General features: G+C 73.4%; 19 protein-coding genes. 9 read left to right on the plus strand and 10 right to left on the minus strand.

Translation table 11 applies throughout. The annotated features are described in order from the left end of the window. Nucleotides 1-46 precede the first annotated feature (46 nt). Nucleotides 47-1855, minus strand: a complete 1809-nt coding sequence (locus ACY1JF_RS06105; RefSeq protein ID WP_462703940.1) for an ABC-F family ATP-binding cassette domain-containing protein — start codon at nt 1853-1855, stop codon at nt 47-49. Nucleotides 1856-2010: 155 nt separating this feature from the next. Here ACY1JF_RS06105 and ACY1JF_RS06110 point away from each other — a divergent pair, with 155 nt between their 5' ends. Beyond that, nucleotides 2011-2610 (plus strand): Uma2 family endonuclease, encoded by a 600-nt coding sequence (locus ACY1JF_RS06110; protein ID WP_462703941.1) that lies wholly within the window; start codon nt 2011-2013, stop codon nt 2608-2610. 1 nt (nt 2611) lies between these two features. Here the strand turns inward: ACY1JF_RS06110 and ACY1JF_RS06115 are convergent, their stop codons facing one another. From ACY1JF_RS06115 to rsmI, 5 genes are all read right to left on the minus strand, one after another. After that, nucleotides 2612-3505: a 4-(cytidine 5'-diphospho)-2-C-methyl-D-erythritol kinase gene (locus tag ACY1JF_RS06115; RefSeq protein WP_462703942.1), complete on the minus strand. Its 894-nt coding sequence runs from the start codon at nt 3503-3505 to the stop codon at nt 2612-2614. Nucleotides 3506-3629: 124 nt separating this feature from the next. Then, nucleotides 3630-4493, minus strand: coding sequence for a 16S rRNA (adenine(1518)-N(6)/adenine(1519)-N(6))-dimethyltransferase RsmA (gene rsmA / locus ACY1JF_RS06120; RefSeq protein ID WP_462703943.1), 864 nt, complete (start codon nt 4491-4493; stop codon nt 3630-3632). A 43-nt stretch (nt 4494-4536) separates the two neighbouring features. Continuing rightward, nucleotides 4537-5421 carry a TatD family hydrolase gene (locus ACY1JF_RS06125; protein WP_462703944.1) on the minus strand — a complete coding sequence of 295 codons (885 nt, stop codon included), beginning with the start codon at nt 5419-5421 and terminating at the stop codon, nt 4537-4539. Between the two features lie 23 nt (nt 5422-5444). Continuing rightward, nucleotides 5445-5834, minus strand: coding sequence for a hypothetical protein (locus ACY1JF_RS06130; RefSeq protein ID WP_462703945.1), 390 nt, complete (start codon nt 5832-5834; stop codon nt 5445-5447). 421 nt (nt 5835-6255) lie between these two features. Next, a complete protein-coding gene (gene rsmI / locus ACY1JF_RS06135) occupies nt 6256-7125 on the minus strand; it encodes a 16S rRNA (cytidine(1402)-2'-O)-methyltransferase (RefSeq protein ID WP_462703946.1) in 870 nt (289 codons plus the stop codon). 61 nt (nt 7126-7186) lie between these two features. On the opposite strand from rsmI, the gene ACY1JF_RS06140 reads away from it, so the two are divergent. From ACY1JF_RS06140 to ACY1JF_RS06150, 3 genes are all read left to right on the plus strand, one after another. Beyond that, the gene (locus tag ACY1JF_RS06140) at nt 7187-8938 is read left to right on the plus strand and encodes a dolichyl-phosphate-mannose--protein mannosyltransferase (protein WP_462703947.1); all 1752 of its coding nucleotides are present in this window, start codon (nt 7187-7189) and stop codon (nt 8936-8938) included. Between the two features lie 142 nt (nt 8939-9080). Continuing rightward, complete coding sequence (locus ACY1JF_RS06145; protein WP_462703948.1) at nt 9081-10694, plus strand: penicillin-binding transpeptidase domain-containing protein; 1614 nt, start codon at nt 9081-9083, stop codon at nt 10692-10694. 77 nt (nt 10695-10771) lie between these two features. Beyond that, entirely contained in the window at nt 10772-12442 is a 1671-nt protein-coding gene (locus ACY1JF_RS06150) for a penicillin-binding transpeptidase domain-containing protein (protein ID WP_462703949.1), read from the plus strand. Nucleotides 12443-12446: 4 nt separating this feature from the next. Here ACY1JF_RS06150 and ACY1JF_RS06155 read toward each other — a convergent pair whose 3' ends face one another. After that, complete coding sequence (locus tag ACY1JF_RS06155; protein ID WP_462703950.1) at nt 12447-12818, minus strand: SsgA family sporulation/cell division regulator; 372 nt, start codon at nt 12816-12818, stop codon at nt 12447-12449. 148 nt (nt 12819-12966) lie between these two features. Between ACY1JF_RS06155 and ACY1JF_RS06160 the strand changes: the two genes are divergently transcribed. The 4 genes from ACY1JF_RS06160 to ACY1JF_RS06175 all read left to right on the plus strand — a co-directional run bounded on the left by ACY1JF_RS06160 (nt 12967) and on the right by ACY1JF_RS06175 (nt 17011). Continuing rightward, a complete protein-coding gene (locus ACY1JF_RS06160; protein WP_462703951.1) occupies nt 12967-14049 on the plus strand; it encodes an energy-coupling factor ABC transporter permease in 1083 nt (360 codons plus the stop codon). 1 nt (nt 14050) lies between these two features. Beyond that, the gene (cbiQ, locus tag ACY1JF_RS06165) at nt 14051-14812 is read left to right on the plus strand and encodes a cobalt ECF transporter T component CbiQ (protein WP_462703952.1); all 762 of its coding nucleotides are present in this window, start codon (nt 14051-14053) and stop codon (nt 14810-14812) included. Then, nucleotides 14800-15555: an energy-coupling factor ABC transporter ATP-binding protein gene (locus ACY1JF_RS06170; protein ID WP_462703953.1), complete on the plus strand. Its 756-nt coding sequence runs from the start codon at nt 14800-14802 to the stop codon at nt 15553-15555. Before cbiQ ends, ACY1JF_RS06170 begins: the two co-directional genes overlap by 13 nt. Before the next feature lie 280 nt (nt 15556-15835). Further along, nucleotides 15836-17011, plus strand: coding sequence for a serine hydrolase domain-containing protein (locus ACY1JF_RS06175; RefSeq protein WP_462704054.1), 1176 nt, complete (start codon nt 15836-15838; stop codon nt 17009-17011). A gap of 17 nt (nt 17012-17028) precedes the next feature. On the opposite strand, the gene ACY1JF_RS06180 is transcribed toward ACY1JF_RS06175, so the two are convergent. Together ACY1JF_RS06180 and ACY1JF_RS06185 are read right to left on the minus strand one after the other, a co-directional pair. Continuing rightward, nucleotides 17029-17304 (minus strand): DUF1876 domain-containing protein, encoded by a 276-nt coding sequence (locus tag ACY1JF_RS06180; RefSeq protein WP_462703954.1) that lies wholly within the window; start codon nt 17302-17304, stop codon nt 17029-17031. A gap of 171 nt (nt 17305-17475) precedes the next feature. Further along, nucleotides 17476-18075, minus strand: a complete 600-nt coding sequence (locus ACY1JF_RS06185) for a TetR/AcrR family transcriptional regulator (protein ID WP_462703955.1) — start codon at nt 18073-18075, stop codon at nt 17476-17478. A gap of 195 nt (nt 18076-18270) precedes the next feature. Between ACY1JF_RS06185 and ACY1JF_RS06190 the strand changes: the two genes are divergently transcribed. Then, nucleotides 18271-21741 (plus strand): S41 family peptidase, encoded by a 3471-nt coding sequence (locus tag ACY1JF_RS06190; protein ID WP_462703956.1) that lies wholly within the window; start codon nt 18271-18273, stop codon nt 21739-21741. Nucleotides 21742-21818: 77 nt separating this feature from the next. On the opposite strand, the gene ACY1JF_RS06195 is transcribed toward ACY1JF_RS06190, so the two are convergent. Next, nucleotides 21819-22001, minus strand: a complete 183-nt coding sequence (locus ACY1JF_RS06195; protein WP_462703957.1) for a hypothetical protein — start codon at nt 21999-22001, stop codon at nt 21819-21821. Nucleotides 22002-22009: the final 8 nt, after the last annotated feature.

The raw sequence follows: 22009 nt of genomic DNA on the forward strand, positions 1-22009 counted from the left end.
GCGAGAACTGCCCCGGATCACCGAAATCCCTCGCAATACGACCGAGTCAGGCGTCCTCCGCCAGTTCCAGCCAGCGCAGCTCCAGCTCGTCGCGCTGCCCGGACAGCTCCCTCAGCTCGGCGTCCAGCCCGGCCACCTTCGCGAAGTCCGTGGCGTGCTCGGCGATCCGGGCGTGCAGCTCGCTCTCCTTCTCGGAGATCTTGTCCAGCTGCCGCTCGATCTTCTGCAGCTCCTTCTTCGCGGCGCGCTGATCGGCGGCGCTCCGCTCGGTGGCGGCCTTCTCCGCCACGGGCGCGGGCGCCGACGCCGCTGCCGCCTCCTCCATCCGCTGCCGCCGCTCCAGGTACTCGTCGATGCCCCGCGGCAGCATCCGCAGCGTGCCGTCGCCGAGCAGGGCGAACACCCGGTCCGTGGTCCGCTCCACGAAGAACCGGTCGTGGGAGATGACGATCATCGACCCGGGCCAGCCGTCGAGCAGGTCCTCCAGCTGGGTCAGCGTCTCGATGTCGAGGTCGTTCGTCGGCTCGTCGAGGAACAGCACGTTCGGCTCGTCCATCAGCAGCCGCAGGATCTGCAGCCGCCGCCGCTCACCGCCCGACAGGTCCCCGACCGGCGTCCACTGCTTCTCCTTGCCGAAGCCGAACGTCTCGCACAGCTGTCCGGCGGTCATCTCGCGCCCCTTGCCCAGGTCGACGCGTTCCCGCACCCGCTGCACGGCCTCCAGCACCCGCCAGTCGGGGTCCAGCTCGGCGACCTCCTGCGACAGGTAGGCCAGCTTCACCGTCCGGCCGACCTTGATCCGCCCGCCCGCCGGCTGCCGCTCGCCCGCACTGGTGGCGGCCTCCGCGAGCGCCCGCAGCAGCGACGTCTTGCCCGCGCCGTTGACGCCGACCAGACCGACCCGGTCCCCCGGGCCGAGCTGCCAGGTCAGGTGCTTGAGCAGCACCTTGGGCCCGGCCTGGACCGTCACGTCCTCCAGGTCGAAGACCGTCTTCCCCAGCCGCGACGACGCGAACTTCATCAGCTCGCTGCTGTCCCGCGGCGGCGGCACGTCCGCGATCAGCTCGTTCGCCGCCTCCACCCGGAACCGCGGCTTCGAGGTCCGCGCGGGCGCCCCGCGCCGCAGCCACGCCAGCTCCTTGCGGACCAGGTTCTGCCGCTTGGCCTCCTCGGTCGCGGCGATCCGCTCCCGTTCCGCGCGGGCGAAGACGTAGTCCGAGTAGCCGCCCTCGTACTCGTGGACGTCACCGCGCTGCACGTCCCACATGCGGGTGCAGACCTGGTCGAGGAACCAGCGGTCGTGGGTGACGCAGACCAGCGCGGAGCGCCGTGCGCTCAGGTGCCGGGCGAGCCAGGAGATGCCCTCGACGTCGAGGTGGTTGGTCGGCTCGTCCAGGACGATCAGGTCCTGCTCGTCGATGAGCAGCTTGGCCAGCGCGATCCGCCGCCGCTCACCGCCCGACAGCGGTCCGATGACGGTGTCCAGCCCCTGCGGGAACCCGGGCAGGTCCAGCCCCCCGAACAGTCCCGTCAGCACGTCCCGGATCTTGGCGTCGCCCGCCCACTCGTGGTCGGCGAGGTCGCCGATGACCTCGTGCCGCACCGTGGCGGCGGGGTCGAGGGAGTCGTGCTGCGTCAGCACCCCGAGCCGCAGCCCGCCGGAGTGGGTGACCCGGCCGGTGTCGGCCTCCTCCAGCTTGGCGAGCATCCGGATCAGCGTGGTCTTGCCGTCACCGTTGCGGCCCACGACGCCGATGCGGTCCCCCTCGGAGACACCGAGGGACACCCCGTCCAGCAGCGCACGGGTGCCGTACACCTTGCTGACGTTCTCGACATTGACCAGGTTGACGGCCATTTCTCTCCTGACTGGGGGACGATCAGCTTTCAAGCGTAGGCCCTTCGGGAGGCGGGGTGACACGGACAAGGGCCGTCACTCTTTGTAGTGACGCATGTCAGATCGTCCGGCTACCGTGGAGGGCGGGCAGCAGGATCCCGTCCATGGGAGGAACCATGACCGCCGAGTCCGTAGAGCACCGCGGCCACCAGCGCTGGCCGATGCCGCCGCAGGACGGATACACCGTGGACGACCTGTCCACGCTGCCGGATCTCCCGCCGCACACCGAGCTGATCGACGGGAGCTTGGTTTTCGTGAGTCCGCAGCGGGATTTCCACAGCATCGTCATCGACCTGCTGGTGACCGGACTGCGCAGCACAGCACCGGCCGAACTGAGGATCCGGCGGGAGATGACCATCGTCCTCGACCAGCGCAACGGCCCCGAACCCGATGTGAGCGTCATCCGCGCAAAGGCGGTCACCGGTCCGGCCCGGACCAGCTACCAGGCCGAGGACGTCCTGCTCGCCGTCGAAGTCGTCTCCCCCGACTCCGAGTCCCGCGACCGCACGACCAAGCCCCACAAGTACGCGGCCGCCGGCATCCCGAACTTCTGGCGGGTGGAGCAGGACGGCCCGGAGGGCAAGCCCGTCATCCACGTCTACGAACTCGACCCGCTGACCAACGCGTACGTCCACATGGGCATGCACCGCGACCGCATCAAGGTCGACAAGCCCTACTCCGTCGACGTCGATCTGACCGCCGTCGACCAGCTCTGAGTCACACCACCGTCGCCCCGACCGCGGCCCCCTCCGCGACCCGCACCGCCCCACACGTGCCGGAGGCGCGCAGCACCCCGGCGATGACCGTCGCCGCGTCCGCGTCCCCCGCGAGGAACGCGGTGGTCGGGCCCGAGCCCGAGACCAGTGCCGCCAGCGCTCCGGCCGCGCGCCCCGCGGCCAGCGTGTCCGCCAGCTCCGGGAACAGCGACAGCGCGGCCGGCTGGAGGTCGTTGGAGACGGCCACCGCCAGCGCGCCGGGGTCACCGCCCGCGAGGGCGTCGAGCACCGCCTGCGAGGCCACCGGGGCGGGGACGTCCGCCCCCTCGCTCAGCCGGTCGAACTCCCGGAACACCGCCGGCGTCGACAGCCCCCGCTCCGCCATCGCGAACACCCAGTGGAAGGTGCCCCCCACCTTCAGCTCGGTCAGCCTCTCGCCCCGCCCGGTGCCCAGCGCCGCCCCGCCGACCAGGCTGAACGGCACGTCGCTGCCCAGCTCGGCGCAGATGTCCAGCAGCTCGTCACGGGACGCGCCCGTCCCCCACAGCGCGTCGCAGGCGACCAGCGCCGCCGCGCCGTCCGCGCTGCCGCCCGCCATGCCGCCGGCGACGGGGATGTCCTTGTCGATGTGCAGGTGGACGTCGGGGGCGCGGCCGTAGCGCTCGGCGAGGGCCAGGGCGGCGCGGGCGGCGAGGTTGGAGCGGTCCAGGGGCACCCGGTCCGCGCCCGGCCCCTCGCACGTGACGCGCAGCGTGTCGGCGGGGGCCGCCGTGACCTCGTCGTACAGGCCGACGGCGAGGAAGACGTTGGCCAGGTCGTGGAAGCCGTCGGGGCGGGGCGGGCCCACCGCGAGCTGGACGTTGACCTTGGCGGGGACACGTACCGTCACACTCACGTACTCGCTGCCTTCCGTCGCTTCTCGGGCTCGGCGGTCACTTCTTCTGTCCGGATGCCACTGCTCGCATCCGATGTCACTGCATCACTGCTCGCATCCGAGGATCACTGCTCGCGTCCGGATGTCACTTCTTGTGCTCGGCGATCCGCGCGAACTCCTCCACGGTCAGGGACTCCCCGCGCGCCTGCGGCGACACGCCCGCGGCGACCAGCGCCGCCTCGGCCGCCGCCGCCGACCCGGCCCACCCGGACAGGGCGGCCCGCAGGGTCTTGCGGCGCTGGGCGAAGGCCGCGTCGACGACGGCGAACACCTCGGCCCGCGACGCGGTCGTGGCCGGCGGCTTCGCACGCCGCACCAGCGACACCAGTCCGCTGTCGACGTTGGGCGCCGGCCAGAAGACGTTGCGGCCGATGGAGCCGGCCCGCTTCACCTCGGCGTACCAGTTGGCCTTCACGGACGGCACGCCGTACACCTTCGAGCCCGGCCCGGCGGCGAGCCGGTCGGCGACCTCGGCCTGGACCATGACGAGGGTGCGCTCCACGCTCGGGAAGGTCTCCAGCATGTGCAGCAGGACGGGCACGGCCACGTTGTACGGCAGGTTGGCGACGAGCGCGGTCGGGGCGGGGCCCGGCAGTCCGGTGACCCGCATGGCGTCGGAGTGGACCAGCGCGAACCGGTCGGCGCGCTCGGGCATCCGGGCGGCGACCGTGGCGGGCAGGGCCGCGGCCAGTACGTCGTCGATCTCCACGGCGGTGACCCGGTCGGCCACCTCCAGCAGGGCCAGGGTGAGCGAGCCGAGCCCCGGGCCCACCTCGACCACCACGTCGTCGGGGCGGACCTCGGCGGTGCGCACGATGCGGCGGACCGTGTTGGCGTCGATGACGAAGTTCTGGCCGCGCTGCTTGGTGGGGCGGACACCGAGGGCGGAGGCCAGTTCACGGACGTCGGCGGGGCCGAGGAGGGCGTCGGGCGGGGTGGGGCTGCTCACCCCGCAAGAGTAGCCGGGCCCGCGCGCCCGCCCGTCCCGTCGGTCAGTAGCCGAAGGCCCGCGCCGTGTTCGCCGCCAGCGCGGTCGCCAGCGCGTCCTCGTCGATGCCGCGCACGGCGGCCATCGCGCGCACCGTGACCGGGATCAGGTAGGGCGCGTTGGGCCGGCCCCGGTAGGGCGCCGGGGTCAGGAAGGGCGCGTCGGTCTCCACCAGGACCAGGTCCAGCGGGGCCACCGCGAGGGCGTCACGCAGGTTCTGGGCGTTCTTGAAGGTGACGTTGCCGGCGAAGGACATGAAGTAGCCGGCCGCGGCGCAGACCTCGGCCATCTCCGCGTCGCCGGAGTAGCAGTGGAAAACGGTCCGCTCGGGGGCGCCCTCCTCCTTGAGCACGCGCAGGACGTCGGCGTGGGCGTCGCGGTCGTGGATGACCAGCGCCTTGCCGTGCCGCTTGGCGATCTCGATGTGGGCGCGGAAGGAGCGCTCCTGCGCCTCCCTGCCCTCCTCGCCGGTGCGGAAGTGGTCCAGTCCGGTCTCCCCGACGGCCTTGACCTGCTCCAGCGCGGCCAGCCGGTCGATCTCCGCGAGCGCGTCGTCGAGGGCGGCGTCCCCGCCGGGCATCCGCGCGCCCTGCCGCGACCAGCCATCAGGGTCCCCGTGGACGATGCGCGGGGCTTCGTTGGGGTGCAGGGCGACGGCGGCGTGGACGTTCTCGTACGCCGCCGCCGTCTCGGCCGCCCAGCGGGAGCCGGCGAGGTCGCAGCCGACCTGGACGACCGTGGTCACGCCCACGGACGCGGCCTTCGCGAGGCCCTCCTCGACCGTGCCGGACTGCATGTCGAGGTGGGTGTGCGAGTCGGCGACCGGCACCCGCAGGGGCTCGGGCGGCGGGGGCGCCGCGTTCTTGTCGGCCGGGGCGTTGGAAGGCATGTCCCCGATCCTACAAACGCCGGTCAGCCCGCCTTGCGGTGCAGGTGCAGGTGCAGGTGCAGGGAGTGCAGCAGGTCGGCGACGTGCCGGTGCCGCCGCTCGGCCGCGCCCTGCGCCACCGGCGCCTCGGCCGGTCCGGCCTGCCGGGGCACGGCGGCGTACGGCCCGTGCGCGGCCGCCTTCCGCGCCGAGGCGACCCTCCCCGGCCGCATGATCCGTACGACGTGCCCGTCGCAGTTGTGGCAGGTGGGCCGGGAGAGCGGGGAGGGCACGATCCGCCCGTCGGCCAGGTACACCACGGACGTGTGGCCCTGGGCGTCCGTGTGGTGCTCTATCTCGTAGGACTGCTCCCAGCCGCTGCCGCAGCGCATGCAGGCGAAGGAGTACGACTCGTGCACCGTGGTCTCGCTCATACCGGCTCCCTGGGTCCGCGAGGATGGGGCGTGGACGCGTCCCGTTCCTCCAGTGGATGCCCGGAACGGTCCGGAATCCCCAGGGATGCCAAGTGTTGGCGGCGATTTGGCGGTCCTTTGCCGAACGGCCGTCCGGCGCGGCGCGGGGCTTTGCCTTGCCGACCGCCCGTTTACCGGCCCATGGGGCGCGCGCCCCCGCGCGCACCGGCCTCACGCCCGCCGGCCACCCCGGCACCCCCGCCTCACGCCCGCCGGCCACCCCGGCCTCACGCCCGCCGACCGCCCCGGCGCCCCGGCACCCCGGCCTCACGCCCGCCGACCGCCCCGGCGCCCCGGCACCCCGGCCTCACGCCCGCCGACCGCCCCGACGGCCGCTCCAGCGCCCCGCCTCACGCCCGCCGACCGCCCCGGCACCCCTGCCTCACACCCCGCCGGCCGCCCCCGCGTTCTTCGCCGCGACCACGGCGTCGAAGACGTCCCGCTTCGGTACGCCCGCCTCGACGGCCACCGCCGCGATGGCCTCCTTGCGCCGCTCCCCCGCCTCCTCGCGCACCCGCACCCGGCGCACCAGCTCCTCGGCGCCGATCTCCTCGTCGCCCTTCTCCGGGGCGCCCTCGACGACCACGGTGATCTCGCCGCGCACGCCCTCGGCCGCCCACTGCGCCAGCTCCCCGAGCGGGCCCCGCTTGATCTCCTCGTACGTCTTGGTCAGCTCCCGGCAGACGGCCGCGCGCCGCTCGCCGCCGAAGACCCCGGCCATCGCGGCGAGGGTGTCGGCGACGCGGTGCGGGGACTCGAACCAGACGAGGGTGCGGCGCTCGCCCGCGACCTCCCGCAGCCGGGTCAGCCGCTCGCCCGCCTTGCGCGGCGGGAACCCCTCGAAGCAGAACCGGTCCACCGGCAGCCCGGACAGCGCCAGCGCGGTCAGCACGGCGGACGGTCCGGGCACGGCGGTGACCTTGACGTCCCGTTCGACGGCCGCCGCGACCAGCCGGTAGCCGGGGTCGGAGACGGACGGCATCCCGGCGTCGGTCACCAGCAGCACCCGTGCGCCGTTCAGCAGTTCCTCGACCAGCTCCGGCGTGCGCGCCGTCTCGTTGCCCTCGAAGTACGACACCACGCGCCCCTTGGGCGTCACGCCGAGCCCCTGGGCGAGCCGGCGCAGCCGACGGGTGTCCTCCGCGGCGACGACGTCGGCGGCCGTCAGCTCCTCGGCGAGCCGGGGCGGGGCGTCGGCGAGGTCGCCGATGGGGGTGCCGGCGAGGACCAGGGTTCCGGTTGCGACTGTCACGTTTCCATCCTCGCAGGGGCAAGCGCGGGACTCGCACAGACCGGTTCCCTACGATGGCGCGGTGACCAGTACAGCGTCGTCCACGGACTCCACGGACACCCGACAGGACCAGGCGCCGCACGAGCGGCGACCGCCGTGGCAGCGGCGGCTGCGCCGCTTCGGCTACACGGCCCCGGCGCGAAGCGACGTCCGCGAGCGGCTGGTGCCGCCGTACACGCGGCCCGGCCCCCGGCTGTGGGGTGTCCTCGGTGTGTCCGAGAAGGCCGCCGACCGGCTGGTGCGCTGGTCGGGCTGGGGCGGTCCGCTGCTGGTCACGCTGGTGGCGGGGGTGCTGCGGTTCTGGAACCTGGGCAGCCCGAAGGCGGTGATATTCGACGAGACGTACTACGCCAAGGACGCGTGGGCGCTGATCAACCGCGGCTTCGAGGTCAACTGGGACAAGAACGCCAACGACCTGGTCCTCGGCTCCGGCGGGGACGTCACGGTCCCCTCGGACGCGTCGTACGTCGTCCATCCGCCGGTCGGCAAGTTCGTGATCGGCGTCGGCGAGTGGCTGTTCGGGTTCGATCCGTTCGGCTGGCGTTTCATGACGGCGCTGCTCGGCACCCTCTCGGTCCTGCTGCTGTGCCGGATCGGCCGCCGTCTGTTCCGCTCGACGTTCCTGGGCTGCCTGGCGGGCGCGCTGCTGGCGCTGGACGGGCTGGCCTTCGTGATGAGCCGGACCGCGCTGCTCGACAGTGTGCTGGTCTTCTTCGTGCTGGCCGCCTTCGGCTGCCTGCTGGTCGACCGGGACCGGGCGCGGGCGAGACTGGCCGCCGCGCTGCCGGTGGACGCCGACGGCCGGGTCCGCCCGGACGCGCGCGTCGCGGAGACCACCCGGATCGGGTGGCGGCCGTGGCGCTGGGCGGCGGGGCTGATGCTGGGCCTGGCCATCGGCACCAAGTGGAACGGCCTGTACATCCTGGTCGCGTTCTGCGTGATGGCGGTGCTGTGGGACGTGGGCGCCCGCCGGGTGGCCGGCGCGGTGCGCCCGCGCACGGCGGTGCTCAGGCACGACCTGGGTCTGGCGTTCCTCGCCACCGTCCCGGTGGCGCTCGTCACCTACCTGGTCTCCTGGACGGCCTGGATCCTCTCCCCGAGCGACGGCACGGGCGGCTACTACCGCAACTGGGCGGCGACCGACGGGAAGGACAGCGACTGGTCGTGGCTGTTCCCGGACTGGTGGCGCAGCCTGTGGCACTACGAGTCGCAGGTCTACGAGTTCCACACCCACCTGACCTCGCCGCACACGTACCAGTCCAACCCGTGGAGCTGGATCGTCCTGGGCCGCCCGGTCTCCTACTTCTACGAGTCGCCCTCGCCCGGCACGGACGGCTGCCCGGCGGACGCGGGCGAGAAGTGCGCCCGCGAGGTGCTGGCGCTGGGCACGCCGGTGCTGTGGTGGCTGGGCTGCTTCGCGGTCCTGTACGTGCTGTGGCGCTGGGCGCTGCGCCGGGACTGGCGCGCGGGCGCCATCGCCTGCGGCGTCGCGGCCGGCTACCTGCCCTGGTTCCTGTACCAGGAGCGCACGATCTTCCTCTTCTACGCCGTGGTCTTCCTGCCGTTCCTGTGCCTGGCGGTGGCGATGCTGCTGGGGGCGGTGATCGGCCGGCCGGGGGCGAGCGAGGCGCGGCGGGTGGGCGGCGTGGTGGCCGCCGGTGTCCTGTTCCTCCTCGTCGCGTGGAACTTCATCTACTTCTGGCCCCTCTACACCGGCACGGCGATCCCGATGGAGGACTGGCGGGCGCGGATGTGGCTGGACACCTGGGTGTGACCGGGACCGCCGTGTCTCCGTTCGGCCACCAAACGGAAACAGGCGTACCGCAAGTCACTTGCGGCACATAGAGTGCCAGTGTGACCACTTTCTGAACGCGTTCAACGGCGCGTCCGGGAGTTCGATGGGGAGGTAACTGCCGATGGGCAGGGGGATGAAGGCCGCCGTCATCGGCGGAGCGTTCGCCGTGATGGTCGCAGGGGCCGGATACGGCGCGTACAACGTGGTCTCCGCGCTGGGCGGCGGGGACGAGGTGAAGACCGGGCCGCCCAGCGGCGACGAGGTCGAGGAGACGACCGGGAAGTTCTTCGCGGCCTGGGAGGACGGCGACGCCGACACGGCGGCCTCGTACACCAACGACGACGCCTCCGCCCTGAAGCTGCTGACGGCGTACGCCGAGGACGCCCACATCAGCGGCGTCACCATCACCCCGGGCACGGTGACCGGCACCAAGGTGCCGTTCACCGTGAAGGCGGAGGTGTCCTACGGGGGCAGGACCAAGCCGCTGACGTACGAGAGCCGGCTGAGCGTGGTGCGCGGGCGGACCACCGGGCGGGCGCTGGTCGACTGGGAGCCGTCCGTCGTCCATCCGGAGCTGTCGGCCGACGGGGACACGCTGGTCACCGCCAAGGCGTCCAGCCCGCCGATCGAGGCCGTCGACCGGGACGGCGAGGTGCTGACCAAGGAGAAGTACCCCTCGCTCGGCCCGGTCCTGGACACCCTGCGGGAGAAGTACGGCGACCGGGCGGGCGGCGAGCCCGGCGTCGAGCTGATGGTCCGGCACGCCTCCCAGGAGGTGGCGGACACCCCGCTGGTGACCCTCACCGAGGGTGAGCCCGGCAAGCTGGAGACGACGCTGAGCGCAAACGTGCAGGCGGCGGCGGAGAAGGCGGTGGAGGGGTTCGACGAGTCGTCGGTGGTGGCCCTCAAGCCCAGCACCGGTGAGGTGCTGGCGGTCGCCAACCACCGCGCGGACGGCTTCAACGCGGCCTTCCAGGGCCGGGTCGCGCCCGGCTCCACGATGAAGATCATCACTGCGGCGATGCTCATAGACAACGGCGTGACCTCGATGAACGGCGCCGCGCCCTGCCCCGACAAGGCGATCTGGCAGGGGCAGGTCTTCAAGAACCTCACCGGCATGGAGCCCGACGAGTCCGCCACGCTGGCCAACAGCTTCCAGCGGTCCTGCAACACCGCCTTCATCAAGCTCATCGACGAGAAGCCGCTCACCGACTCCTCGCTGACGCAGGAGGCCCAGGAGCGGTTCGGTCTCGGCAAGGACAACTGGAAGACCGGCATCGTCTCCTTCGACGGCAGCGTGCCCGCCTCCACCGGCCCGGACCGCGCGGCCAACGCCATCGGCCAGGGCCAGGTCCAGATGAACCCGCTCAACATGGCCTCGGTGACGGCCACCGCGATCACCGGCACGTTCCGCCAGCCCTATCTGGTCTCCCCCGAGCTGGACGACCGCGAGACGGCCACCGCCAAGGGCCTGTCGTCCGAGACGTCGTCCCAGCTCAAGCAGATGATGCGGCTCACCGCCACGCAGGGCACCGCGAAGGAGGCGATGTCCGGGCTCGGCGGCGACATCGGCGCCAAGACCGGGTCGGCGGAGGTCGACGGGCAGACGGTGTCCAACAGCTGGTTCACCGGTTTCCGCGACGACATCGCCGCGGCGGCCATGACGGAGGAGGGCGGCCACGGCGGGGACGCGGCCGGGCCGATCGTCGCGGACGTCCTGCGGGCCGGTGGCTGACCTCACCCCCACGGGGCGGGACTGAAGAGCGTGTGCCGTCGTTGGAAGCGTGACGGCACCGAGGGAAACGGAAAGCAGTGGGCAACAGAAGGCGTGTCGCCGAGCGACGCAACAGCAGGCGGCCCGTCGTGATCGGCGGGGTGATCGCCGCGGTCGTCGCCGGGGCCGGGGTGGGCGCCTGGGCGCTGTCCGCCGGTGGCACGGACGCCACGGACGACGCGCGCACCACGGCGGCCGGGAAGAACGTGAAGACCGGTCCCCTGTCGGCCGCCGAGGTCACCTCGGCCGCCGAGCGGTTCCTCACCGCCTGGCAGCGGGGCGAGGTCGCCGAGGCCGCCGCCGCCACCGACGCCACCGCCGCGGCGAAGGCGCTGCTCACCTCCTACGCGAAGGACGCCCGTATCGAGGACGTCACCCTCACCCCGGGCACCCGCAGCGGCGACAAGGTCCCGTTCTCCGTCAAGGCGACGGTGGTGTACGAGGACGTCCGCAAGGCGCTGGCGTACGACAGTTCCCTGACCGTCGTGCGCCGCGACGGCGACGGTGAGCCCCGGGTCGGCTTCACCCCCGCCGTCGTCCACCCCGACCTCGGTGAGGGCGACAAGCTGGTCACCGGGGAGGCCGGGACGCCGCCGGTGAAGGCGGTGGACCGGGACGGCGGCGAGATCACCACCGCGAGGTACCCGTCGCTGGGCACGGTCCTGGACGGGCTGCGCGAGAAGTACGGCGAGAAGGCCGGCGGGCGGGCCGGGATCGAGCTGCGCGTGGTGCGCGGCAAGGAGTCGAAGGCGAAGAAGCTCTCCGACAAGACCCTGCTCGAACTGAGCGAGGGCACGCCGGGCACGGTGAAGACCACCCTCGACCCCGAGCTCCAGGCCCTCGCCGAGGAGCAGGTGGCCGCGGCCGAGAAGGCGTCGGTGGTGCTGACCCGCGCCTCCACCGGCGAGATCCTCGCCGTCGCCAACAGCGGCCACGGCTTCAACACCGCCTTCCAGGGCTCGCTGGCCCCCGGCTCCACGATGAAGGTCGTCACCTCCTCGCTGCTGATCGAGAAGGGCCTGGCCGCCGCCGACGAGGCGCACCCCTGCCCGAAGTACTTCACCTACGGCGGCTGGAAGTTCCAGAACGACGACAAGTTCTCCATCAAGGGCGGCACCTTCAAGGCGAGCTTCGCCCGCTCCTGCAACACCGCCTTCATCAGCCAGGCCGGCAAGCTGTCCGACGACGCCCTGACCCGGCAGGCCCAGGAGGTCTTCGGCCTGGGGATGGACAACTGGGCGATCGGGGTGCCCACCTTCGACGGCTCGGTCCCCGTGCAGAGCGACGCCCAGAAGGCGGCGTCCCTCATCGGGCAGGGCGGGGTGCGGATGAACCCGCTGAACATGGCGTCCGTGGCGGCGACCGTGAAGTCCGGCACCTTCCACCAGCCGTACCTGGTCGCCCCGTCGGTGGACGACCGCACGCTCGCCACGGCCTCCCGCACGATGTCCGCCGGCACCCTCTCCCAGCTGCGCGAGCTGATGGCCTACACGGCCGACTACGGCACGGCGGCGGAGGCGATGGCGGGGGTCGGCGGGGACACCGGCGCGAAGACCGGGTCGGCGGAGGTCGACGGGCAGAAGAAGCCGAACGGCTGGTTCACCGCCTACCGGGACGATCTCGCCGCGGCGGGCGTGGTGCAGGCCGGCGGCCACGGCGGCGAGACGGCCGGACCGATCGTGGCGGCGCTGCTCAAGGCGGGCGGCTGAGGTCTCAGCGCGGGACGGGCCGGGCCACCGCCGGGTGGGCCGCGTACGTCCTGCGCAGGAAGCGCAGCAGGTCGTCCGTGTCGAACTGGACCACCGAGCAGCCGCCCCGCCCCGGGTGGAACTCGACCACGGCCCGCACCCGCCCGCACGGCCACACCCGTACCTCTCCGGTCCCGGCCGGCGCCCGCAGTCCCCGTTCGAGCAGGTCGCGCGCGAAGCCGAACCAGCGCGGGCCGGGCAGCCCTATCCGTACCGACCGGGGGTCGGCCCCGGGGTCGTAGCGCAGCACCGCCGGTACGCGGCGGCCGTCGTCCTCGTCCGGTACGTCCGCGTCGGTGGGCACTTGGACCCGTGCGTACTGTTCGATCACCGACATCGACCGGCTCCTCACTCTCGGTGTCCGCGGCCCCCACTCCAATGTGCCACGTTTTCCCGATCGCGCCCTCCGGGGGGATACGCCCCGCGCGGCGGGCCTCCGCCTCGCTCTTGCACAGGACTTGCAACTACTCCCTTATCATCGAGGCGTGCACGTACCTGACGGATTCATCAACGCCCCGGTCTCCGCGGTCACCGGGATCGTCGCCGCCGGCGCCGTGGCGGTCAGCCTGCGCGGCGCGCGCCGCGAACTGGGGGGCGCCTCCGGCGCGGGCGGGGCCGAGCACGGGGGAGAGCGCGCGGCCCCGCTGGCCGGCCTCGTCGCGGCGTTCGTCTTCGCCGTGCAGATGCTGAACTTCCCGGTCGCCGCGGGAACCAGCGGACACCTCCTGGGCGGGGCCCTGGCCGCGATACTCGTCGGCCCCTGCACCGGCGTCCTCTGCGTCTCCGTCGTCCTCCTCATGCAGGGCGTCCTGTTCGCGGACGGCGGCCTGACCGCGCTCGGCGTCAACATCACCGACATGGCGATCGTCACGACGGTCGTCGCCTACGCCGTCTTCCGGGGCCTGGTGAAGGTGCTGCCGCGCACCCGGCGCTCGGTGACCGCCGCCTCGTTCGTGGCGGCGCTGCTCTCCGTCCCGGCCGCCGCCGTCGCCTTCACCCTCCTCTACTGGATCGGCGGCACCACCGACGTCTCGATCGGCAAGGTCGCCACCGCGATGGTCGGCGTGCACGTCCTGATCGGCGTCGGCGAGGCCGTCATCACCGCGCTGACCGTCGGCGCCGTCATCGCCGTCCGCCCGGACCTGGTGTACGGGGCGCGCGGGCTCCGGCAGCGGCTGAAGCTGCGGGTCGGCGGCGAACTGGTCGACGTGCCCGCCGCCGCGCCGGCCCCGGCCGCGGCCACCGGCTCCCGCCGCGGGGTCTGGCTCACCGGCCTGGCCGTCTGCGTCGTCCTCGCCGGGTTCGTCAGCTTCTACGCCTCCTCCTCCCCCGACGGCCTGGAGAAGGTCGCCGCCGACCAGGGCATCGACGCCAAGGCCGAGGAGCACGCCGCCGCCGGTTCCCCGCTCGCCGACTACGGCGTCGAGGACGTCACCGACGCCCGGCTCTCCGGCGGCCTGGCGGGCGTGATCGGCGTGGGCGTCACGGTCGTCGCGGGCAGCACGGTGTTCTGGGCGGTCCGCCGCCGCAGCAGCGAGGACACCTCGCCGACCGGCACGAGCGTCTGAGGTGGGCGCGGGCCACGCCCACCGGCTCTACCGGCACGGACACTCCCCCGTGCACGCCCTGCCGCCGCACACCAAGCTCGTCGCGGCCCTCGGCTTCGTGGTCGTCGTGGTGTCGACGCCCCGCGAGGCGATGTGGGCGTTCGGGCTCTACGCGCTGCTGCTCGCGGCGGTCGCGCACGCGGCCCGCGTCCCGGCCGGCTTCCTGCTGAAGCGGCTGCTGATCGAGGTGCCGTTCGTCGCGTTCGCGCTGCTCATGCCGTTCGTGGCCGAGGGCGACCGGGTCGGCGTGCTGGGCCTGTCCCTGAGCGTGGACGGCCTGTGGGGCGCCTGGAACGTCCTGGCCAAGGGCACCCTGGGCGTCGCCACCTCCGTGCTCCTGGCCTCCACCACCGAACTGCGCGAGCTCCTGCTGGGCCTCCAGCGCCTGAGGCTGCCGCCCCTCCTCGTCCAGATCACGTCCTTCATGATCCGCTACGGCGACGTCATCACCGACGAGATGCGGCGGATGCGGATCGCCCGGGAGTCGCGCGGCTTCGAGGCGAGCGGGGTACGGCACTGGAGAGTGCTGGCACAGTCCGCCGGGGCGTTGTTCATCCGCTCGTACGAGCGCGGTGAACGGGTCCACCTGGCGATGCTCAGCCGCGGCTACACCGGTTCGATGCCGGTCATCGACGAGGTGACCGCCTCCCGGGCGCAGTGGTCGTACGCGCTGGCCCTCCCGTGCGCCGCGCTGCTGGTCTGTCTGCTGGGATGGGTGCTGTGACTGCTTCCCTCGAGGTCTCCGGCCTCGCCTTCGCCTACCCCGACGGGCACCAGGCCCTCTTCGGCGTCGACTTCTCGATCGCGCGCGGCGAACGGGTCGCGCTGCTCGGCCCGAACGGCGCCGGCAAGACGACCCTCGTGCTCCACCTCAACGGCATCCTGACCGGCGGCGCGGGCACGGTGACCGTGGCCGGGCTGCCCGTGGGCGAGAAGCACATGGCCGAGATCCGGCGCCGGGTCGGCATCGTCTTCCAGGACCCCGACGACCAGCTCTTCATGCCCACGGTCCGTCAGGACGTGGCGTTCGGACCGGCGGCGGCCGGGGTGAAGGGGGCCGAGCTGGAGGAACGGGTGGAGCGGGCGCTGGCCCGGGTCGGCATGGCCGGCTTCCAGGACCGCCCCCCGCACCACCTCTCCTTCGGGCAGCGGCGCCGGGTCGCGGTCGCGACCGTCCTCGCCATGGAACCGGAGATCCTCGTCCTGGACGAACCCTCCTCCAACCTCGACCCGGCCTCCCGCCGCGAACTCGCCGACATCCTGCTCTCCCTGGACGTGACCGTCCTGATGGTCACCCACGACCTGCCCTACGCCCTCCAGCTCTGCCCGCGCGCCCTGATCCTCAGCGACGGCGTGATCGCGGCGGACGGCCCGACCGCCGGCCTGCTCGCCGACGACGCCCTGATGCGCGCGCACCGCCTGGAACTCCCCTTCGGCTTCGACCCGCGCTCCGCGACGACGGCGTGACGGCGGTTCCGGCGGCGGCGTGACGGCGGTCCTACGGTGGTCCGGCGGCGGCGTGACGGCGGTCCTACGGTGGTCCGGCGGCGGCGTGACGGCGGTCCGGTGACGGTCTGACGGCAGCGTGACGGCGGTCCGGTGACGGTCTGACGGCGGCCAGGCGGCCGTCCGGCGGCGGCGTGACAACGGCCACACGAGGAATCGTCCGTGAACGGTGTGTGTTGCACGCACTGTTGTGGGCCAGTGGCGGCGGAAGGGGACGACGGACGTGGGCGTGGACGTGGATGTGGCCGTACGCGGCACGGTGGCCGAGGGGTTCGAACCGGTCAGGGACGCGTTCGTACGGAACTTCACCGCCCTCGGCGACCGGGGCGCCGCCGTCGCCGTCTACCGCGACGGCCGCAAGGTCGTCGACCTGTGGGCCGGCACCCGCGACCTCGACGGCACCGAGCCCTGGCAGCGGGGCACCGCCCAGGTGGTCCGCTCGGCCACCAAGGGCGTCGCCGCCGCCGTACCGCTGCTGCTGCACCAGCGCGGCGAACTGGACCTGGACGCCCCGGTGCACACGTACTGGCCCGAGTTCAAGGCGAACGGCAAGGAGGACGTCCTGGTGCGGCACATCCTCGGCCACCGGGCCGGCCTCCCCGTCCTCGACCGTCCCCTCACCCCCGCCCAGGCGCTCGATCCGCTGCCCGGGATCGATGCGGTCGCCGCCCAGGCCCCCGTCTGGGAACCCGGCACCGACCACGGCTACCACGCGCTCACCTACGGCTGGCTGCTGGACGGGCTGGTGCGCCGGGTGACCGGCCGCGGCACCGGCGAGTGGATCGCCGACGAGATCGCCGGCCCCCTCGGCCTGGACCTGTGGCTCGGCCTCCCGGCGGACGAGGAGACGGCCGGCCGCGCGGGCCGGTCAGGACGGATCGAGGACGTGCAGCCGCCGTCCGGGGGCCTGCGCGTGCGTCCCAAGCGCTCCGTCACCGCCGCCTACGACGATCCGGACTCCCTCACCCGCCGCGCCTTCGGCGCGATCACGCCGTTCCCCGACCAGAACGACCCGGCGTACCGGGCGGCGGCGCTGCCCGCCACCAACGGCATCGCGACGGCCGACGCGCTGGCCCGCTTCTACGCCGCGCTGACCGGTGAGGTCGACGGCGTCCGGCTCTTCGACGCGCGGACGCTGGCGGCGGCCCGGACGCAGGAGTCGGCGGGCCCCGACCGGGTCCTCGTCGTCGGCACCCGGTTCGGCCTGGGCTTCATGCTGCACGGCGGCGCGTCCCCGTTCCTCGCCCCCGGCTCCTTCGGGCACCCGGGACGCGGCGGCGCCCTCGGCTTCGCCGACCCGGAGTCGGGCATCGCCTTCGGCTACGTCACCAACGGCTTTCGCACGACCGTGACGGCGGACCCGCGGGCGCAGGCCCTGATCCGGGCGGTACGGACGGCGCTGGACGCCGGCCGCTGACCCCCGGATCCGGGCGCTCAGACGTGGATCGGGTGGGACACCCTCCCCGACGCCTCGTCGATCTCCCCGTGCGCCTTGTCGAGCAGCCGCATCGCCAGCTCGTTCAGCGCCCGTGCCGCGGCGACCTCCTCACCGACGCGGGGCTGGCGGGCGTCGGCACGGTGCCGGCTGGCATGCCCGTGCGCCCGTATCTCCGTGCCGTCGGACAGCCGCACCATCGCGACCGCCCGGGTATGCCGGTCGTCCTCCGTGAACTCGACCTCCACATGCCATCCGACCGGTGTGGGCATCATGACGTTCACCTCCTCGGGCCCCTGATTCCAGGGTGCTACCGGCAGGAGTGGTCGCGCACGTCCATGAGGGTCGCTGCGGCGTGGGCGACGAGGTCTCGCGGGGGCGGGGCGGGGCGGTCCGCCCGGCGGCGTGGGCGGTGGCGTCGGGTGGGACGTGCCGGAGGGGAGGGGTCAGGAGGCGCGGACGCCGAGGGCGGGGAGGACCACGGCGTCGATGTAGGAGGCGAGGAACGCCTGCGTCGGCGGCTGTTCGTCCAGCAGTACGGTCATGGCGTAGCCGCCGGCCATCATGGGCACGAGGAAGTCCAGGGCCGGGCAGTCCGGCCGGATCTCCCCGCGGTCGACGGCGCGTTGCAGCACGCGTCGGAGCTCGGCCGTCTCCGGTTCGATCAGCTGGTCCCGGAACGCCTGGCGCAGGTCCGGGTTGCGGTGCAGGGCCATGGCCACTCCCCGCATCAGCGCGGAGTTCCGTTCCCTGGTGCGGTCGTCCTCACGGGTCAGCAGGGCGTGCAGGTCGCCGCGGAGGGACCCGGTGTCGACATCGGCGGTCTTCCCCGGCTTGCCGTGCCGGATGGCCTTGACGACCAGTTCCGCCTTGCCGCCCCACTGGCGGTAGAGCGTCGCCTTGCTGGACCGGGTGCGGCCGGCCACGGCGTCCATGGTGAGGGCGTCGTAGCCGACCTCACGGAGCAGGTCGAGCACGGCCCCGTACAGCTCGGCCTCGCGCTCGGGAGTGAGCCGGCTGCGGCGTGCCGGCGCGGCCCCGGTCATCCCCCTCATCCCCTCCCCGTGACGATCGCGGTCATACGCTCAGGAACAACACGCTGCGCTCGTGTGTCGAAGATAACTCATCCTCGATGATGAACGAAACGGTTTCGTACGGTCCCTCGGTCGTGGGCGTCGGTTCTCCGCGGGGTCCTTTCGCGCGCCCGTCACGAGTTGCTGCGCCCCGGTCCCCGGAAAAGCATGGACAGGGTGAGCTATCTGCGTTTTCCGCACCTCCACGGCGGCCTGCTGTGCTTCGTGGCCGAGGACGACCTCTGGCTGGCGTCCCCGGCGGACCCGGGCCGCGCCCGGCGGCTCACCGTCGACCGCGCCAAGGTCTCCCACCCCCGCTTCTCGCCCGACGGCCGCCACATCGCGTACACGAGCTGGCGCAGCCTCCTCCCGGAGGTGCACCTGGTGCCCGTGACGGGCGGCCCGGGGCGGCAGCTCACCCACTGGGGATCGCTGGACACCCGGGTCTGCGGCTGGGCGCCACCGGACGGGGACGGGCGGTCCGCCGTGCTCGCCGTCACCTCGCAGGGTGAGCCGTTCTCCCATCTGACCTGGGCGTACAAGATCTCCTGCGACGGCGATCCCGGCCGCAAGCTGCCCTGGGGGCCGGTCTCCGACCTCCAGGCCGCCGAGGTCGACGGCGAGCGCAGGACCCTCCTCCTCACCGGCACCCCGCCGCACGAACCCGCCGCCTGGAAGCGCTACCGGGGCGGCGCCACCGGCCGTCTCTGGCTGCACGGGCAGCGGCTGCTGGAGGGTCTGGAGGGCCATCTGCACTCCCCCCTGTTCGTCGGCGGCCGGATCGCCTTCCTCTCCGACCACGAGGGCGTCGGCAACCTGTACTCGTGCGCGTACGACGGCTCCGGCCTGCGCCGCCACACCGACCACGACGCCTTCTACGCCCGGCACGCGGCGAGCGACGGCACCCGCGTGGTCTACCAGTGCGCGGGCGAGCTGTGGATCGTCGACGACCTCGCGCCCGGCTCGGTGCCGCGCCGGCTCGACGTGCGGCTGGGCGGGGCGCGGGCGGGACGGCGTACGTACCAGGTGCCCGCCGCCCAGCACGTGGCCGGTGTCTCCGTCGACGAGACGGGACGGGCCAGCGCGGTGGTGGTGCGCGGCAGCCTGTACTGGCTCACCCACCGGGACGGTCCGGCCCGCACCCTCGCCGACACCCCGGGGGTGCGGGTGCGGCTGCCGGAGATGCTCGGCGCCAGCGGACGGGTCGCCTACGTCACGGACGCCGGAGGCGAGGACGCCGTCGAGATCGCCCACCTGCCGCGCGCCACCGGAGGCCGGGCGCCCAGGCGGCTGGCCTCCGGCAAGCTCGGCCGGGTCCTGGAGACGGTGTCCGACCCCCGGGGCGAACGACTGGCCCTCGCCACGCACGACGGGCGGCTTCTGCTGCTCGATGTCTCGGACGTGGAGACGGGGGTGGAGACGGACGTGGAGACGGGGGTGGAGGCTGGAACTGGGGCGGAGGCGGAATCCAGTAGGGAGTCCGGCGCGGGGGTCGAAGCCGAGACCGGTGCGGGGCCGGGGGCGGGGGCCGGTGCGGGGCCGGGGGCGGGGGCCGGTGCGGGAAACGGCGCGGGAGCCGGCGCGGGAGCCGGCGCGGGAGCCGGTGCGGAGCCCGTCGGCCTCACCGAGCTGGTCCGGTCCGTCAACGGGCCCGTGCGCGACCTCGCCTTCTCCCCGGACGGGTGCTGGCTGACCTGGTCCCACCCCGGCATCGGCCGCACCCTGAGGCAGATCAAGATGGCCCGGATCGGCGGCCGGGCGGACGGCCCGGCCGTCGTCGACGTCACCGACGGCCGCTTCGAGGACGAGAACCCCGTCTTCACCCGCGACGGCCGCTACCTCGCCTTCCTGTCCTGGCGCGGCTTCGACCCGGTGTACGACGTGCACACCGGCGACCTCTCCTTCCCGCTGGGCTGCCGCCCCTACCTGGTCCCGCTGTCCTCGGCCACCCCGTCCCCCTTCGCGCTGAACCCGGAGGGCCGCCCCGCCGCCGGCGGGCTGGACCCCGTCGAGGAGGATCCCGGCGAGGGCGGTGCGGTGACCGTCGAGGTGGAGGGGCTGGCCAGCCGGGTGACGCCGTTCCCGGTCACCGCGTCCAAGTACTCGGCGCTGCACCCGGTCGCCGACGGCGGACTGGTCTGGCTGCGCTGGCCGATCTCCGGCGCGCTCGGCGAGACCTTCGCCAACCCCAACGACCCCAGCGAGCGGCCCACCCTGGAGCACTTCAGCCTCGCCAAGGCGCGCAAGTCCGAACTCGTCGACCACCTGGACTGGTTCTCGGTCAGCGGCGACGGCACCCGGCTCGTCGTCCTCGACGAGGGCGACCTGCGGGCCGTACCCGCCACCGAGCCCGGCGACGGCGACTCGACCACCTGGATCGACGCCCGCCGCATCCTGCACCAGGTGGACCCGGGCGCCGAGTGGCGGCAGGCGTACGCGGAGGCCGGGCGGCTGACCCGCGCCTTCTTCTGGGAACCGGGCATGTGCGGCATCGACTGGGACGCGGTGCTGGCCCAGTACCGCCCGCTGGTGGACGAGGTCGCCACCCCGGACGACTTCGCCGACCTGCTGCGCGAGGTCCTGGGCGAGCTGGGCACCTCGCACGCCTATGTCGCCGCCGCCCGCCGCAACGAGGGCCCGGCCCCCTACCAGCGCCTCCAGGGCCTGCTGGGCGCCGACTTCACCTGCCGGGACGGCCGCTGGACCGTGCGGCGGGTGCTGCCCGGCGACTCCTCCGACTCCAAGGCCCGCTCCCCGCTGGCCGGCACCGGCATCCGCGAGGGCGCGGCCCTCACCCATGTCGACGGCCGCCCCGTGGACCCGGCCACGGGGCCGTTCCCCCTGCTGGCGGGGGCGGGCGGGACGACGGTGGAGCTGACCTTCGCACCCGCCGAGGACGGCCCGGCCCGCCGGGTAGCCGTCGTCCCCCTCGTCGACGACCGGCCGCTGCGCTACCAGGACTGGGTGGTCAAACGCCGTGAGGTGGTACGGGAGTTGAGCGGCGGGCGGTGCGGCTATCTGCACATCCCCGACATGGGCGGCTCGGGCTGGGCGCAGTTCAACCGCGACCTGCGCATGGAGGTGTCCCGGCCCGCGCTCATCGTGGACGTGCGCGGCAACGCGGGCGGACACATCAGCGAACTGGTGGTGGAGACGCTGAGCCGCACCATCCTGGGCTGGGACCTGACGAGGAACGCCCAGCCGGTGTCGTACGCCTCCAACGCGCCGCGCGGGCCGGTCGTCGCGCTGGCGGACGAGGCGACCTCCTCCGACGGCGACATGATCACGGCGGCGTTCAGGCTGCTGGGGCTGGGGCCGGTGGTCGGGCAGCGCACCTGGGGCGGGGTGGTCGGCATGACCGGCCGGCACCGCCTCGGCGACGGCACGGTGATCACGGTGCCGATGAACGCGGCTTGGTTCGACGCGTACGGCTGGTCGGTGGAGAACCGGGGCGTCGACCCCGACGTGCCGGCCCTGCGCACCCCGCTGGACTGGGCCGAGGGCCGCTGCCCGGTGCTGGACGAGGCGGTCCGGCTGGCCCTGCGGCTGCTGGAGGACACCCCGCCCGCCACCCCGCCCGGCCTGCACGGCGTACCGGACCGCTCCCGTCCGCCGCTGCCGCCCCGGAACCGGACATGAGACCGGACGGGAGACCGGACCGCGAAGGGGGCGCCCCCCGGTGAACGGGGGGCGCCCCTGCGGCCGTCAGCGGCGCGTCAGACGTCGTGCTCCCGGCGGGAACGCTCCGACGGCTCCTGGTGCAGCGGCTGGTCCACGCCCTCGTCGTCGTCCCGACGACCCGCACGGTCCTGCATCCGGTCGCGGGCCTGTTCGGCCTTCTGCCGGCCCTGCTGCTGCATCCGCTCGGCCTTCTCCTGGAACTGGTCCTTCATACCCATGTGGGTTC

It is taken from the genome of Streptomyces sp. SYSU D01066-1 (assembly GCF_054956795.1).